Genomic DNA, 14,926 nt, shown 5'->3' on the forward strand with positions numbered 1-14,926 from the left:
GTCACTACCCGCACCTCAGTGATTCTACGCATAACGATGCACTATCGAGGCGAGAAGCAGCCCTGCCGCGTTTGAAAGTCACCCGCGAAGCCGAAACCGCCGCTGCACGTCGGCGCCGTGACGCCGGTGACCGCGACCGTCGCACCGGGACCGGCGATGCCGATCGACAACCCGGGGCGCACACCGCTGTTCGTCACCGTTGCTCCGGGGCCGATGGCGATCGCGGCGGGGCCGGAAAGGTACGACGAGTCGGAGGCCGCGCGGCCGCCGTTCTGTGCGATCGCCAGGGAAAGGCTGGTCGGCTCGGCGTCGGCGCTGGCTGCTCCATCGAAGCCGTAGGCGGCCGCGGCTCCGCCTGCGCCACTGTTCGCCGAGCACGACCCATCCGCGCCGGTGTCCTGCGTCATCGAAGGGCCCGGAGCGGGGCACTCCGCCGGGGCGGCGGTGGCGGTGGGTGCGGCGACCAGCACACCCAGCCAGGCGGCTCCGGCGCCGGCTGTCAGTCCGAGTGATCGCGTGAGAGTGAATCGGTCCATGACGTCCTCCGGTAGGGAGCTTGTGCTTATAGGGCTTCACACTACCCGCCTATTGATGCAAAATCGATGCATCATGAAAATTTCTCGGAAGGAGCGGGACGACGTGCTGATCTGGACGCCGCCGAGCGGCGGCTCGGCCTGCGACGTCATCGAAGCCCGGCAGAGTTCGACGCCGGGCGGATCGCGCCGCGACCATCCGGGGCGGATGCGATCCGGCGATGGCTGAGGAACAAGCCGCTCGGTATACGGTCGGCGCGGTGGCGACGCGACTCGGCATTCCGGTCGCCACACTGCGCAGCTGGAATCAGCGCTACGCGATCGGGCCGCCGAGAGACGGGCCGGGTGTGCACCGCCGCTATTCCGAAGCGGATATCGCGACCTTGCGGCGCATGATCGAACTCGTCAGAGCCGGTGCCGCGCCCGCGGGAGCCGCGCGGCAAGCACTCGCCGAAGCGCCGGAAGCGGCAGTGGACCGCAGCGCCCTGCTGGGAGCGGTCGAACGGCTGGAACCCGATGTCGCACTGACCATCATCATGGCTCGCCTGGCGCACGACGGGGTGGTCGCGACGTGGAACGGGCTGTGTCGTCCGGCGTTCGCGACCATCGTCACCGGGCAAGCCGATGGGCGCGGCCTGATCGAAGTGGAGCACCTGCTGTCCTGGTCGGTGATCGCGGGATTGCATCGGATGTTCCCGCCGGTCCGCCGTCCGGGTTTCCAGCCACCGATCCTCTTGGCGTGCACGGCGGGGGAGAATCACGTGCTGGCCTTGGAAGTGCTGCGCGCCGCGCTGGCCGAGCGGGGCATTGTCGCGTTACTGCTGGGCGCTGCGGTGCCGGACGCGGCCTTGACCGACGCCATCGCCCATCATGACCGGCCGTGCGTGCTCATGCTCTGGTCGCAGGTGCCCGCGACCGCCTCGCCGGAGACGATCCACGCCGTGCGACTGGTCGCGCAGCGCGTGCTGGTCGCCGGACCGGGGTGGTCGGCGGTCCGGCTGCCGCCCGAGGTGCCCTACGTCCGCACGTTGGAGGACGCGCTCGAGATCTTGCCTGAACTCGGGCACGGCACCAGCTGAGCGTGTCCCGCCATCGTTCGGCACGCCGCCGGGGAGTGCCGACGCCGGAGCACCCGCACTGCGGCCGCGGCATCGCGAGTGCCGTCGGGTGCAGGCGGGTGCTGCGTCGCTGTGGGCCGAACGAGCCGCGACCGCTGCGGAAATCAGGCGCGAGCCGGGACCGTTGCCGCCGATCGCACGTCCGGCAGACCGAGATTGTCACGCAAGGTGGTCCCGGTGTATTCGGTACGCAGCGCGCCGCGTTCCTGCAACAGCGGCACCACCTTGTCGACGAATTCGTCCAGGCCCCACGGAACCAGGTGCGATCCGAGGATGAAACCGTCGGAGCCGTCGTTCTGGACGAACGCGTCGATCTGCTCCGCGACCTGCGCCGGGGTGCCGACCAGCGGACCGCGCTCGAACTGGTCGATCACCACCTCGCGGAGGTTCAGCTTCTTCGCCTCGGCGACCTGCCGCAGACGTTCCACGGTGGCGAAGCGGTCCTGATGGACGAAAGCGCGTCCCTGGATGATCGGCGCGGCGTCGGGATCGGGGTCGATGTCGGGCACCGGCCCTTCCGGATCGTAGCCGGACAGATCGCGGTTCCAGATCTGCTCCAGCAGGATCAGCGCGGTCTGCCCGGTGACCTGCTCGGTGCGGATGGCATGGTACTTCTCGATCGCCTCGGCCTCGGTGTCGCCGAGAACGAAACTCGCCGAGGGCAGGATCTTGATGTCCTCGGCCGCACGGCCCGCCGCGATCGCGCGCGCTTTGATGTCGCGGTAGAAATCCGCCGCCTCCGGCAGCTTGCCGTACGGGGAGAAGATGGCATCGGCGTTCGCGGCGGCGAAGGCGCGTCCCTGCGGTGACACGCCGGCCTGCAGGATCACCGGTCTGCCCTGCGGACTGCGCGGCACGGTGAAACGACCGGAGATGCCGAACTGGCTGCCGTGGAAGGCGAACGACCCCGCGTCCGGGCGGGCGAGGAACCGTCCGGAGCTCTTGTCGGCGACGATGTCCGCCGCGTCCCACGAATCCCACAGGGCGCGAACGGCGTTGAGCGTCTCTTCGGCGCGGGCGTAACGGTCGGCGGGATCGAGGAACCCGCCGCGCCGGAAGTTCTGTCCGGTGAAGGCGTCGAAGGAGGTGACGACATTCCAGGCGGCGCGGCCGTCGGACAGGTGATCCAGGCTGGCGAGCTGCCGCGCGAGCTCATACGGCTCGTTGAAGGTGGCGTTGATCGTGCCCGCGAGCCCGAGATGCTCGGTGACCGCGGCGATCGAGGCCAGCACGGTGAAGGTATCGGGTCGGCCGATGATGTCCTGATCGAAGATCTTGCCCGCGCGCTCGCGCAGGATGAGGCCTTCGGCGAGGAAGAAGAAGTCGAACTTGCCGCGTTCGGCGGTGCGCGCGGTGTGCTCGAAACTGCTGAAATCGGCCTGGCTGCCCGCCTCGGGAAGCCACCAGGCGGTGTGATGGTTGACGCCGCCGAGGTAGGCGCCCAGGATGACCTGCTTACGGGGTGTGCTCATGGTGTCCTCGCTCAGGCAGTCGCGTAACGGTTGGGGACGTCGGTCGGCAGGTCGAGCAGTGCGCGCAGCGGGCCGCCGGGATAGCCGGTGCGGAACACGCCGCGGCGTTGCAGCGCGGGGACCAGCCGGTCGGCCACCGCTGCCAGGTCATCGATCGCGACTCCGGGCCGCAGCCGGAACCCGTCGACACCCTGTCCGTTCCAGTCGATGAGCAGCTCGGCGAGGTCGTCGGCGCTTCCAGCGAAAAGCGCTGCGTCCGAGTCGAACTCGGTACCCGAGAGTTCGCTCAACCGCGCGAGGCGCTGCGGACCCGGCTCCTCGGCGGTATCCAGGAAGACGGTGAGATCGGCATAGACCCGCAGCGGCTCGCCGGTGCGTTCCACCCGGGCCGCGGCGGCCGCGACCCGTTCCAGGACCGGCCCCGGGCCCGCAGCACTGGTGGGCGTCACGAACACCAGATCCGCGGCGCGCGCGGCGAATTCGTAGACGAGGGGACTGTGCGCCAGAGCCGCCACCACCGGCTGCCCTTGCGGTGGGCGCGGCGTGATCGATGGTCCCCGGACGCTGAAGAAGCGGCCCTCGAAGTCGATGTAGTGCAGTTTGTCGCGATCGATGAACCTGCGGGTGGCCACGTCGCGGATCTCGGCGTCGTCTTCCCAGCTGTCCCACAGTCGCCGCACGACCTCGACGGCGTCGGCGGCTTCGTCGAACAGATCGTGCACATGGCCGGGAAAGACACCCGACGCGACCGCTGCGGCGATTTCATCCGCGGTGAGGTCGCGCACCGCGCGGCGGCCGAAGTGGGTGGCTTCCTCGGCGGTGCCGGACACCCGCGCTTGCCAGCCCGCCCGGCCGCGCGATGTGTAATCGAGCGTGGCGATCGACTTGGAGACGTGGAACGGTTCGGTATGCGTCGTCGTCACGGTCGGGATGAGCCCGATATGCCGGGTGACCGGGGCGACCCGGGCGGCGATCAGATGTGCGTCGATCCGGGCCCGCACCTGATCGACGGCACCGTCGGACGGCTCGAGCCACCCACCGGGGACGCGCAGGCTGTCCTCGAAGCTCACGAAATCGAGCAGAGCGCGCTCGGCGGTGGTGACCAGGTCGGTCCAGTAACGGGGACTGAACAATTCGGTGGCCCGGGAGTTCGGCTCCCGCCATGCCGCCGGATGCCAGCCCGCCCCGTCGAGGGCGACGCCGAGGTGCAGTGGGTTCGGTGCCATCGTCTCCCGTTTCTCTCCATGCGCGAATGTCACGCCGTGCAACGCGCGAACCGGCGCGGCGGCGCTTCGCGATGGCCCGGGCGAGGATCACGAGGTTCGGCCGATCATCGCCGGGTTCGGCCGCAACGGTCGCCGGGGGACGGATAAGGCGTGGCCACGTGTGGCGAGCGGAGGGGCGTGCGCGGCAGGGCATTCCGCGGCCGGCGGGTGTCAACGATTGAGATCAGCTCGAGCTGGGGGAAATACTCTCGGTGATTCACCGCGGCGGACGCAGAATGTATTCCCCGGCGAGCTGGACGGCCTCGCGCTTGGTGTACCCGGGGTGGTCGGCGACGATGAAGTGGCGGCCGATCGCCAGAGCGAAGGTGAGGGTGCTCCGGGCCTCGATTTCGTCGGGGTCGGTGATGAATTCCCCGAACATCCTGCGCAGGAACGCCATGCGCTCGTTGTCGATGCGACGCAGGCGCGACGCGACGGACTCGTCGTGGCGCGCCCATGCCCGCACCGCCAGATCGATGCGGTGCAGGTCCTCGGCGAAGGTCAGCCGGCCTGCGTGGCGGATCCGGTCGGCGGCGTCGCCGCCTTCCGCCTCGGCCTGCGCGAGGACCTCCGTCGAACAGCGGCGTTCCCACTCGTCGAGCATTTCGGTGAGCAATGCGGGACGGCCGTCGAAGTACCCGTAGAACCCGCCCTTCGTCACGCCCAGCTCGGCGGCCAGCGCCTCGATGCGGACGGCGTCGGGGCCGCCGCGGGCCAGGGCTGCCAGACCCGCCTCGATCCAGCGGGCTCGTGTGGTGCGGGGCACGGCGGGAATCGGGTCACCTCCATTGATCGCGCCGATTCTATACGTTACCGTACAGATCAAATGTACGGCACCGTATAAACGCTGGGACACAACGAGATCAACGCGGAAGCCGTCGCGATCATCCACTCCCGCTCTCGGTGGGGTGGGACCGGCCGGGACAAGGCCGGAGTGGGAACACGGAAGGTCACCATGAACAATCCAAAGCCATTGCTCCGCTGGGCCGCTGCGATCATGCTCGTGCTGGGAACGGGGCACCTGGCTCTGCTGGCGCTCTTCTCCTGGGACGACATCACCGGCTGGATCGATCGCGGCATCTGGGCAGCCGTGCCGCTCACGGCCGGCGACACCACGCAGACGACGCGGTCCCTGCAGAACGAGCTCACGTTCTGGGCCGGTCCGGGCAGCTTCGCCGTGCCGCTGATCCTGCTCGGCGTGCTGATCTGGCAGCTCGCCGAGCGCGGGGTGGCCGTGCCCGCGGGCGTCGGCTGGGGCCTCGCGGCATGGTGTTCGCTGGGCGGCGTTCTGCTGGTGCCCTCCCCGTACTTCGTCGGAGCCGTCGCCGGGATCCTGGTCATCGTGGCAGCCAGGAAAACCGCGGATTTCGATCAGGGTGAGTCGACCGGTCGCGCGGGAGCGGACGGAAGTGGTCCGCCCTCCGGGAGCACGCAACCGGAAGGAAGAGACGCGCACCGATAAGTTATGGCCCGCTCGGTTCGACCTACGCGGCCGCGGCGGACCCGCTACGAGGAGGTCGGTACCGCCGCGCCGGCAACTCCGGTCTCGACCTGCCCTTCTCGTTCGGCTCGTGGCAGAAGTTCGGCACGGACTGCCCGTTCGCGACGCAGCGCGACATCATCCTGCACGCCTTCGACCTCGGCATCACCCACTTCGGCGACGCCGACCGCTACGGTCCGCCGCATCGGGCCGCCCAGAAGAACTTCGGCGCGGTGCTCGCCAAGGGCCTCGCTCCCAACCGCGACGAACTCGTCCTGTCGACGAAGGCGGGCAACCCGAAATTCAGCGAGATTCCGGATGCGGCCCGCGCGCTTTTCGCGCTATCGGGCCGGCACGATCGGCGTGCCGCTGCCCGGCCCCGGAGCAGGCGGCACCAGGGCGCCTGCGGGCGTATTGGTATTGGGCGCCGACGCTTTGGGCGGAGGCGCCAGCACCTGCAACGGCAGCGCCGGCGGTGGCGCCGCGGGCCCGCCTCGTGTTCCGGGGACGGGCTTGTCGTCGCCGCATCCGGGAGCTGTCGCCGAGCCCTGGGTTTCGCCGCAGGCCGCTCCGGGCCCGGCCGGGACGATCGGCTCGGCGGAGGCGGTGGCCGCGGCGATGATCAGCGCAACCGGCACGCCGAGCGGCGCCATCCATCGCCGCCGCCGCATATCGATCACAGCCATATCGGGTCACCGTAGACGGCGACCGAATTGTCGGCGGTAGCCGTGGAGATCGACACGATCGCGAACGAGCGCAGGCTCACCGCGCCCGCGCACGCATCGATCTTGATCTGGATCTGATCGACGGAGATCGAACCATGTGGCCCGGCAAGGGGTTTGGTGCCCAGCGTGATGCTGGTGATGGTACCGGGCTTGATGGTCGTCGACATGCTCGGCAGAGCGAGCGCGCTGCCGCCGACCGCGAGGCCGGGCGAAGGCGCGACGGTCACCATGGCGTTCGGGCCGATCGCCCCCGACAAGCCGACGGTGAGCCCGTTGGAGACATCGGCCTGGCAGCCGATCTGGTAGCCCAGCTGCAGCGTTCCGGAGTTCACCGCCTCCCGGCCCTCCCCACCGATGTCGGCCGCGGCCGACAAGGTGACGAACCCCTCCCGGGTGAACGGTGTCGCGGCGAGATTGGGTACCCGTTGCAGATCTTCCGCGGTCTTGCTGATCCGCAACTCCCAGCCGTCCTCGGTGTCGACGACGCGGGATTTGTCTGCCACCTGATCAGCGGTCGCGGGTGCGGCGGTGATGCCGAAAGCCGCGGTCGCGGCGATGCCGAGCATCGCCATCGTCGAGCCTCTCAATGAATTCCTTAGTCCTGTTAACAGTCGGACGTGATAGTAGGTGACCCGGCACCGGACGAGAAACCCCCATCCCTGGGTAGCAACCGATTTCGCGGCCGCGATGCCGGGGGCGCGCCGAATCGATGGGCGGCACGTGGCACTATCTGCCGTCGGCCCGGTCAGCGGTGGATATATCCGCGGGTGAGCGGTGCGTCGTCCAGCCGCGGGGCGATGGACTCACCGCCGAGAGCCTGCCGCAGAATCGCTTGTTCGTCCTGGATGACGTGCATCACCGCGTTGATCAGGGCGAGGTGGGTGAACGCCTGGGGGTAATTGCCCCAGTGGCGGCCGGTCCGGGGATCGATCTCCTCGGCGTAGAGGCCGAGGGGGCTGGCGTAGCCGAGAAGTTTCTCGCACAGTTGCTTGGCGCGCTTCTTCTCGCCGATCTCCGACAGCGCCGACACCAGCCAAAACGAGCAGATCGTGAAAGCGCCCTCTTCTCCGGCGCATCCGTCGTCGGTCTCACCGACGCGATACCGCAGAACGAGGCCATCTTCGGTCAGTTCCTCGGCGATGGCGAGCACCGTGTTGCGGACCCGCTCGTCGTCGGGTGGCAGGAAACGAACCAAGGGGATGAGCAGAGTCGACGCGTCCAGTGACGTGCTGCCGTAGAACTGGGTGAACACTCCCCGGGTGTCGACGGCATGCGCGCAGATGTCGGCGTGGATCTCGTCGGCGGCCTTCTGCCAGCGCTGGGCGCGTTCCACGTCCTGGCGGATGCGGGCCAGCCGGGCGCCGCGATCGGCGGCGACCCAGCACATGACCTTGCTGGAGGTGAAGTGCTGAGGCTCCCCGCGAACCTCCCAGATGCCGTGGTCGGGCTCGCGCCAGTAGGTGAGAGCGCTTTTGACCGCACGGCCGAGCAGCGGCCAGGCCCGCGCATCGATTTGATCTTGATGTCGGCCGTAGAGATAGACCGCGTCCAGCGCCGCGCCCCACACATCGTGCTGGCGTTGCCGGTAGGCCTCGTTACCGATGCGCACCGGGCTCGCGTTGTCGTAGCCGCGCAGGTGCGGGAGGACTTGTTCGGTGAGATCGGTTTCGCCGCCGATGCCGTAGACGATCTGCATGTCCTGGGCTTCTTCGGTCAGGTCGAGGATGTAGGAGAAGAAGTCGTTCGCCTCCCAGGTGAAGCCCAGGGTGTACAGGCCCCACAAGGCGAAGGCGGAGTCGCGGATCCACGAATAGCGGTAATCCCAATTGCGCTCTCCACCCGGGGTTTCGGGCAGGGACGTGGTGGCGGCCGCGGCGACGGCGCCGGTGGGGGCGAAGGTCAATCCCTTGAGCGTCAGCGCGCTGCGGGTGAGTTCCGCGGTCCACGGGTGATCCGGGAATCGTCCGCCGGCCAGCCAGTGCCGCCAGTGGTGGATCGTCCGCAGCAGCCGCTCCTCGGCCTCCGCGACGTCGCCGGGGGCGTCGCGGCTGCCCCAGGCGAGCGCGCAGAAGCGGGTGTCGCCGGTCTTCAGGAGGGTGCGGGCGACCGCGTGGGTGCCTTCCAGCCCCAGGCGCATGTCGGTGCTGAGCGTCAGCTGCAAGTCGGTCCCGTCGGCGCTGGCCTGCGCTAGGTAATAACTGCCGAGGTAGTCCCACCGGGCGCGATGCCTGCCGTAGTCGAAGGCCGGTTGGCAATCGAGCCCGAATTGGATCTGCCCGGTCTCGCAGTGCACCGTCCGCAGCAGGATGTGCTCGGCGTCGTAGTCCGTCGGCGTCCGCCGATGGGCGCTGCGGCCCGGCGTCTGGTGTCGCCACGGCCCGACCAGCAGCACGTCGCGCACCGTCGCCCATCCGTCGCCGCTGCGCCAGCTCGTCTCCATGACCATCGTGCCAGGGATGTAGCGGCGATCGGTGGGCACCACGAAGTCGGCGGGAGCGAACCGGAACGAGCCGGCGGAACGATCGAGGATGGCCGCGAAGACACTGGGGGAGTCCATGCGCGGCAGGCACATCCACTCGATGGCTCCGCTGGGGGAGATCAGGGCGGTGACCTCGCAATCGGAGATGAACCCATAGTCGTCGATCCGCGGAAACGCCGTGAGCCGCGGTGCCGGTTCGAACTCGGTCATGCGTTGCTCCCTCGTCGTCTCGGCGCGAATCCGGCCGGTCATCCACCGGCGCTGACCTGCAGGACCGCCTTTCTTCCCGGGAAACACCGCGAGCGGTGTCGGGGCGTGGGTGATGTGACGCTGCCCCCAGCCCACCACCTCGTGGGTCGGCTCGGCAAGCACTGTGCGCTAACGATGGTCCCCGGCCGGGAACGTCTGCGGGCTGACCAGCCGGCGAGCGGCCAGGACCGTCGCTGCCCGTCGCTCGTCGACATTGTGGTGGTCGGTGCGGGTGGCGTGCATGGCTGCCGTGCGGGCGAGGTCGGTCAGCATGACGATCAGGGTGATGGGCTGGAAATCCCCAGTGACCAGCCCCTGGTCTTGCCCCCGGCGGATCTCGGCCAGTTTTCCCGCGATGATGCGGCGGATGGCGTCCTCGGCGGCGGGGATGTGGGTCTGCTCGATCTCGGCCCAGGCCTGCAGACGGGCGTTGTCGGGGTGCGTGACGTAGTGGTCGAAGAGACGGCCCACGTAACCGGGCAGATCCGCGGCATCGAGGGCGGTCTCGTCGGTGGTCTGGGTGACCCATTCCTCGGTGACCGCGGCGTACAGCTCGTCTTTGCCCGCGAAGTACGCGTAGAGCCGGTCCTTGCTCGCCTTCGCGGCATCGGCGATGCGATTGATGCGCGCGCCTGCGATGCCGTACTGGGCGAACTCCGCTTTGGCCGCGACGAGGATTCGTTCGCGGGTGGCCTGACCTGCTGCGCGCATGGCCGCATCCTATCTTGCCGAACCGGTTGGTTCGGATATAACAGTTGCCGAACCAAATGGTTCTGGAATTGCGTCGGGAACGAGGATGGTTATGGGCTCAGTGGGGACCGGCTGGCGGGATCTCGCCGCGCGGGACAGCGGGGTGACGGCTGCCGAGCTGGATGCGCTGTGGGCCGACCTGCCCGTGGCGCGCGCCGAGGACATCCTGGGCGAATGGAAGGGGGCGGCGTTCCCGACCGGGCATCCGCTGCGCAAAGCGCTGTCGGTGAGCCGCTGGTACGGCAAGACCTTTCACAGCCTGCTGGACGCGAAGCCGTTGATCTGCCGCGCGGAGGACGGGTCGCTGTTCTCCGATGTCGAACTCGGCGGCGGTGGGGAAGCCACGCTGTGGAACATCGAATTCCGCGGCGAGGTGACCGCCACCATGGTCTACGACAGCCGCCCGGTCTTCGACCACTTCAAATGGCTCGACGAGAACACGCTGATGGGCATCATGAACGGCAGGCCCGAGCTGGTGCTCGCCGATGACGAGTACTTCTACTTCCTGCTCGAGCGGGTCTGAGCGATGGTGACCACCGCCGCTGTGCTCTCGCGTGACCCGGCCGCGCCCTTCACCGTCGAGACCGTCGAAATCGATGATCCCCGCGACGACGAGATCCTCGTGCGGGTGCGGGCCACCGGCATCTGCCACACCGACCTGGTCACCCGGGCGGCGGGTGCGGCCGACCAGCCGGTGTTGCTCGGTCACGAAGGCGCCGGAGTGGTGGAGGCCGTCGGCGCGGAGGTTTCCGGTGTGCGGCCGGGCGACCGGGTGGTGCTGACCTTCCGGCACTGCGGCACGTGCCGCAACTGCCGAGCGGGACGGCCGGCGTATTGCGCGCGAGCGGCGAGACTCAACCAATTCGGCGCCCGGGCGGACCGATCCGCCCGGGTCACCGTCGCGGGAACTCCGGTGCGGGACGGGTTCTTCGGCCAGTCCAGCTTCGCCGCGTATGCCTTGACCACCGCCGACAACACCGTGGTCGTCGACACCCCGATCGATCCCGCGATCTCGGCGCCACTGGGCTGCGGGTTCCTGACCGGAGCCGGAGCGGTGCTGAACGTGCTGCGGCCGGACCCGGAATCTTATGTCGTCGTTTATGGCGCGGGCCCGGTCGGGATGGCGGGCGTGCTGGCGGCACTGGTGTGCGAGGTCGCCGAACTGGTGGTGGTGGAACCGTCACCGGCGCGGCGGGCGCTCGCGCTGGAACTCGGCGCCACCGCGGCTCTGGATCCGGCAGCCGACGACATCGTGCCCGCGATCCGGAAGCTGACCGGCGGCGGGGCGACGCACGCTCTCGACACCACGGGATCGGCGCGGGTACTGGCCGCCGCGGTGGCGGCGGCCGCGATCGGCGGCACCGTTGTCGCGGTCGGTCTGGGTACCGGGATCCCCGAGATCGACCTGCGGGACATCGTGTTGGGCGGCAAAGCGATCCGCGGCTGCCTCGAAGGCGACGCGGTGCCCGCGACCTTCATCCCCCGACTGCTGCAGCTGCATGCCGCCGGACGGTTCCCCATCGACCGGCTCGTCGCGACGTACCCGCATACCGACATCAATGCCGCGCTCGCCGACCAGCGGGCGGGGACGGTCGTCAAACCGGTCCTGACCTGGTGAGCCCACCGAAGTAAGGCGTGTGCGACGAGGGGCGGGCGTACGACGAGCCGACGGAGTGCTGGGCGAGCTGGGGCGACTACGACCGCCAGCGGGACGCTCGCGCGCTCGGCGCTTCTTCCATGCGCGCAGAGTGTCGTAGTGCCGCGCCGGTCAGCGCGGGCGTGCGGCGATCGTGGTGGTGACGTCGACGGTTTTGGCGCACACGTCCCAATCGGCGCCCGTTCGCTGCGAGTCGGCCACCTACGCGGTCGGCGCACCACGGCGCCGCTACGGCGAGCAGTGGGGCGCGTGGCCGGATGCCGCGCTACTGCACGTGGTTGGTGCGGTTCAAAAGGGGGATATCCCGCGAAAGGGCCGGGTGCGGGTGAGGCATGCGGCTGCCCGAGAACGCAGGAAGGGGCTGGCATGGTGTCGAGCACACTCGCCGCGCTCTACCAGGCGTCGGCAGAGGGGCCGCCCGGTCTGCTGCCCGCGCGCCAGCAAATGGCGTTCTCACTGGGCTGGCACATCGTGCTCGCGTGTTTCGGAGTCGCGTTCCCCGCCATGATCTACGTCGTGCATCGCCGCGGCATCGTCCGCGACGATCCGGTGGCCCTGGGGTTGGCGAAGCGGTGGGCGACGGTGTCGGCGATCCTGTTCGCCATCGGCGCGGTCTCCGGAACGGTGCTGAGCTTCGAAATGGGTCTGTTGTGGCCGGGGCTGATGGGCCGCTACGGCGACGTGCTGGGCTTGCCCTTCGCCTTCGAAGGACTGTCGTTCTTCATCGAAGCGATCTTCCTCGGCATCTACCTCTACGGCTGGGGCCGGATGGCGCCGCGGCTGCACCTCGTGATGCTGGTGCCGATGGGCGTCGCGGGGGTGGTCGGCACATTCTGTGTGGTCAGCGTCAACGCGTGGATGAACAACCCGACCGGCTTCCGGCTCGTCGACGGCGAAGTGACCGAGGTGAATCCGTGGCGAGCGATGTTCAACGACGGCGTCTACCTGCAGTTCGCGCACATGTGGGTCGGGGCGTTCATGGTCGTCGGATTTCTGGTGTCCGGGGTCTACGCGGCCGGTCTGCTGCGGGGACGCCGCGACGCACACCACCGGCTGGGGTTCACGGTCCCGTTCGTGTTCGCCTCCGTCGCCGCGCTCGCGCAGCCCCTCATCGGACATGTTCTCGGGATGCGCGTGCACGACACGCAGCCATCGAAGCTGGCCGCCTTCGAACTCGCGCCGGCCGCTGAAGGACCGGCCCCACTGCGATTGGGTGGCGTCCTCGTCGACGGTGAGGTCAAAGGAGCGCTCGAGATCCCCCGGCTGGGTTCGATCATCGCCCGCAACTCCTTGACCGCCCCGGTGCCCGGTCTGGATTCCATACCCCCAGAGGATCGGCCGCCGGTGAATCTCACCCACCTCGCCTTCCAGAGCATGGTCGCCATCGGTACCCTGCTCGCGCTCATGGTGACCGTGTTCTGGCTGTCGCGCTGGCGGCGCCGCGACCTGCTGGCCGAGCGCTGGTTCCTGGGCGCGGCGGTGGCCGCGGGTCCCGTGGCTGTTCTCGCGCTGGAATGTGGCTGGATCGCCACCGAAGTGGGCCGTCAGCCGTGGACGGTTTGGCAGGTGCTGCGCACGACCGACGCCGCCAGCACGAGCACCGGCCTGTGGTGGAGCTATATCAGCGTGCTGCTGGTGTACATCGGGATGACGGTGGGCGCGATCGTCGTCCTGCGGTCCATGGCCCGCCGCTGGCGCACCGGCGCCACGACCATCACCGCTCCCTACGGGCCGGGAGCGTCGCCGGTCGACCAGGCGCAGCGCGCCCGCAGCGTCGGAAAGCGGTGACCATGGATCTCTCGGATGTGGTCGCGACGGCGATGTTCACCGGGGTCGTGCTGTACGCGCTGTTCGGTGGCGCGGACTTCGGCTCCGGATTCTGGGACCTGACCGCGGGCGGGCCCCGGCGCGGCAGCCGCCTGCGAGTGCTCGTCGACCACAGCATCGGACCGGTCTGGGAAGCCAATCACGTGTGGCTGATCTACATCCTGGTGTTCCTGTGGACCGCCTACCCGACCGTGTTCGCCGCGGTCATGACCACTCTGTTCATCCCGATGAGCCTGGCCCTGCTCGGAATCGTGCTGCGCGGAGCGAACTTCGCGTTCCGCAAGTACTCCGCGACCCTGCATCAGGCGCGCCTGTTCGGCGCGTTGTTCGCCGGCGCGTCGCTCATCACGCCGTTCTTCTTCGGCACCGCTGTCGGCGCGATCGCTTCCGGCCGGGTGCCCGCCGAGGGGTACGGCGACCGGGTGCGGTCGTGGCTGAATCCGACCTCGATCCTGGGGGGCACGCTGGCTGTCGGAACGTCCGCCTTCCTGGCCGGGGTCTTCCTCACCGCGGACGCGGCGCGTTCGGGTGACGACACACTCGCCGGTTACCTGCGTTCCCGCACGCTGATCGTCGGTGGCGTGACCGGTGCGGTCGCGATCGCGGCGATCGCTCCGATCCGGCACGACGCACCGACCCTGGGGGCAGGACTGCTCGGGCGCGCCCTGCCGCTGATCGTATTGTCGGCCGCAGCGGGCGTGCTCACCCTGGTCCTGGTGTACCGCCGTCGCTTCGCGTGGGCGCGGGTGCCCGCGACGGTCGCGGTCGCCGCGATCGTCATCGGGTGGGCGGTCGCGCAGACGCCGTGGATCCTCGTCGACCAGATGCTCATCGCCGATGCCGCGGGTGCGCGCGCGACCCTGCTCGGACTGCTCGCCGTGGTCGCGGTCGCCGCCGTCACGGTGCTACCCGCTCTCGCCTATCTGTTCTGGCTCACCCAAACCGACGCGTGGGTCCGCGACGAGCCCGCTCCGGTGGGATCTCCGGAGAAGGCGTAGAAGCCGGCAAAGGCCCTGGCCGACCCTCTGGGTCCGCGGCGGATAACCGTGTGACGGATTCCAGGGCAGGTACCGAAAGAACGGTTTGTTTACGGGCGCCGGTGGTACCCGGTGCACGTATCGGCTCGACAGCGCGGTCGTGCCGGTACGCAATCGGGGCATCCCATCGCTCGCGAACCCAGAGCAGGAGATGCCTCTTCTGAGGATTGACGGCGCAAAGGATCTGCATCGTGATCGAGGACGGAAACGTGCCCAGCATCGACGACGACGGAGACCGGATCATCTGGCCCGAGTCCAGCACTTTGAGCGCATGGTGGGCGGATGTCATGGGCCACCGCTTCCCCCGGACGCAGACCACGACATCGAGTTGACG

The 14,926-nt window shown here is 69.0% G+C and carries 16 protein-coding genes and 1 pseudogene; 9 read left to right on the plus strand and 8 right to left on the minus strand.

Annotated elements, in window-relative coordinates; genetic code table 11:
* Nucleotides 1-41: 41 nt before the first annotated feature.
* On the minus strand, nt 42-536 hold the full coding sequence (locus NNI01S_RS07155; protein WP_063018624.1) for a DUF6764 family protein: 495 nt from the start codon (nt 534-536) through the stop codon (nt 42-44).
* Nucleotides 537-609: 73 nt separating this feature from the next.
* Here NNI01S_RS07155 and NNI01S_RS34335 point away from each other — a divergent pair, with 73 nt between their 5' ends.
* Nucleotides 610-762 (plus strand): hypothetical protein, encoded by a 153-nt coding sequence (locus NNI01S_RS34335; RefSeq protein WP_157114625.1) that lies wholly within the window; start codon nt 610-612, stop codon nt 760-762.
* Nucleotides 755-1,612 (plus strand): MerR family transcriptional regulator, encoded by an 858-nt coding sequence (locus NNI01S_RS07160; RefSeq protein WP_063018626.1) that lies wholly within the window; start codon nt 755-757, stop codon nt 1,610-1,612. Before NNI01S_RS34335 ends, NNI01S_RS07160 begins: the two co-directional genes overlap by 8 nt.
* Before the next feature lie 143 nt (nt 1,613-1,755).
* Here the strand turns inward: NNI01S_RS07160 and NNI01S_RS07165 are convergent, their stop codons facing one another.
* From NNI01S_RS07165 to NNI01S_RS07175, 3 genes are all read right to left on the minus strand, one after another.
* Nucleotides 1,756-3,123, minus strand: coding sequence for an NtaA/DmoA family FMN-dependent monooxygenase (locus NNI01S_RS07165; RefSeq protein ID WP_063018628.1), 1,368 nt, complete (start codon nt 3,121-3,123; stop codon nt 1,756-1,758).
* 11 nt (nt 3,124-3,134) lie between these two features.
* Nucleotides 3,135-4,349, minus strand: a complete 1,215-nt coding sequence (locus tag NNI01S_RS07170) for an LLM class flavin-dependent oxidoreductase (RefSeq protein ID WP_063018830.1) — start codon at nt 4,347-4,349, stop codon at nt 3,135-3,137.
* A 256-nt stretch (nt 4,350-4,605) separates the two neighbouring features.
* Nucleotides 4,606-5,190, minus strand: coding sequence for a TetR/AcrR family transcriptional regulator (locus NNI01S_RS07175; RefSeq protein ID WP_084488605.1), 585 nt, complete (start codon nt 5,188-5,190; stop codon nt 4,606-4,608).
* Nucleotides 5,191-5,343: 153 nt separating this feature from the next.
* On the opposite strand from NNI01S_RS07175, the gene NNI01S_RS07180 reads away from it, so the two are divergent.
* Both NNI01S_RS07180 and NNI01S_RS35905 read left to right on the plus strand, forming a co-directional pair.
* On the plus strand, nt 5,344-5,850 hold the full coding sequence (locus tag NNI01S_RS07180; protein WP_218019165.1) for a DUF6463 family protein: 507 nt from the start codon (nt 5,344-5,346) through the stop codon (nt 5,848-5,850).
* A pseudogene (locus tag NNI01S_RS35905) lies at nt 5,847-6,167 on the plus strand (aldo/keto reductase); the annotation flags it as partial. The gene NNI01S_RS07180 and the pseudogene NNI01S_RS35905, both read left to right, overlap by 4 nt.
* A gap of 42 nt (nt 6,168-6,209) precedes the next feature.
* On the opposite strand, the gene NNI01S_RS34340 reads toward NNI01S_RS35905, so the two are convergent.
* The 4 genes from NNI01S_RS34340 to NNI01S_RS07205 form a co-directional block, all read right to left on the minus strand.
* Nucleotides 6,210-6,554, minus strand: a complete 345-nt coding sequence (locus NNI01S_RS34340) for a hypothetical protein (protein WP_063018632.1) — start codon at nt 6,552-6,554, stop codon at nt 6,210-6,212.
* Nucleotides 6,545-7,180 (minus strand): MspA family porin, encoded by a 636-nt coding sequence (locus tag NNI01S_RS07195; RefSeq protein ID WP_245675995.1) that lies wholly within the window; start codon nt 7,178-7,180, stop codon nt 6,545-6,547. Before NNI01S_RS07195 ends, NNI01S_RS34340 begins: the two co-directional genes overlap by 10 nt.
* Before the next feature lie 158 nt (nt 7,181-7,338).
* Nucleotides 7,339-9,324 carry a glycoside hydrolase family 15 protein gene (locus NNI01S_RS07200; RefSeq protein ID WP_063917345.1) on the minus strand — a complete coding sequence of 662 codons (1,986 nt, stop codon included), beginning with the start codon at nt 9,322-9,324 and terminating at the stop codon, nt 7,339-7,341.
* A 126-nt stretch (nt 9,325-9,450) separates the two neighbouring features.
* A complete protein-coding gene (locus tag NNI01S_RS07205) occupies nt 9,451-10,032 on the minus strand; it encodes a TetR family transcriptional regulator (protein WP_063018634.1) in 582 nt (193 codons plus the stop codon).
* A 91-nt stretch (nt 10,033-10,123) separates the two neighbouring features.
* On the opposite strand from NNI01S_RS07205, the gene NNI01S_RS07210 reads away from it, so the two are divergent.
* From NNI01S_RS07210 to NNI01S_RS34345, 5 genes are all read left to right on the plus strand, one after another.
* Nucleotides 10,124-10,594 (plus strand): DUF4334 domain-containing protein, encoded by a 471-nt coding sequence (locus tag NNI01S_RS07210; RefSeq protein WP_157114626.1) that lies wholly within the window; start codon nt 10,124-10,126, stop codon nt 10,592-10,594.
* Nucleotides 10,595-10,600: 6 nt separating this feature from the next.
* Nucleotides 10,601-11,689 carry an NAD(P)-dependent alcohol dehydrogenase gene (locus tag NNI01S_RS07215; RefSeq protein WP_439956119.1) on the plus strand — a complete coding sequence of 363 codons (1,089 nt, stop codon included), beginning with the start codon at nt 10,601-10,603 and terminating at the stop codon, nt 11,687-11,689.
* A gap of 405 nt (nt 11,690-12,094) precedes the next feature.
* The gene (locus tag NNI01S_RS07220; protein ID WP_063018640.1) at nt 12,095-13,516 is read left to right on the plus strand and encodes a cytochrome ubiquinol oxidase subunit I; all 1,422 of its coding nucleotides are present in this window, start codon (nt 12,095-12,097) and stop codon (nt 13,514-13,516) included.
* Between the two features lie 2 nt (nt 13,517-13,518).
* Nucleotides 13,519-14,553, plus strand: a complete 1,035-nt coding sequence (locus tag NNI01S_RS07225; protein ID WP_063018642.1) for a cytochrome d ubiquinol oxidase subunit II — start codon at nt 13,519-13,521, stop codon at nt 14,551-14,553.
* Between the two features lie 230 nt (nt 14,554-14,783).
* Entirely contained in the window at nt 14,784-14,924 is a 141-nt protein-coding gene (locus NNI01S_RS34345) for a hypothetical protein (protein ID WP_157114627.1), read from the plus strand.
* Nucleotides 14,925-14,926: the final 2 nt, after the last annotated feature.

Source organism: Nocardia niwae NBRC 108934 = DSM 45340 (genome assembly GCF_001613465.1).
In the GTDB taxonomy this organism is placed as follows: Bacteria; Actinomycetota; Actinomycetes; order Mycobacteriales; family Mycobacteriaceae; genus Nocardia; species Nocardia niwae.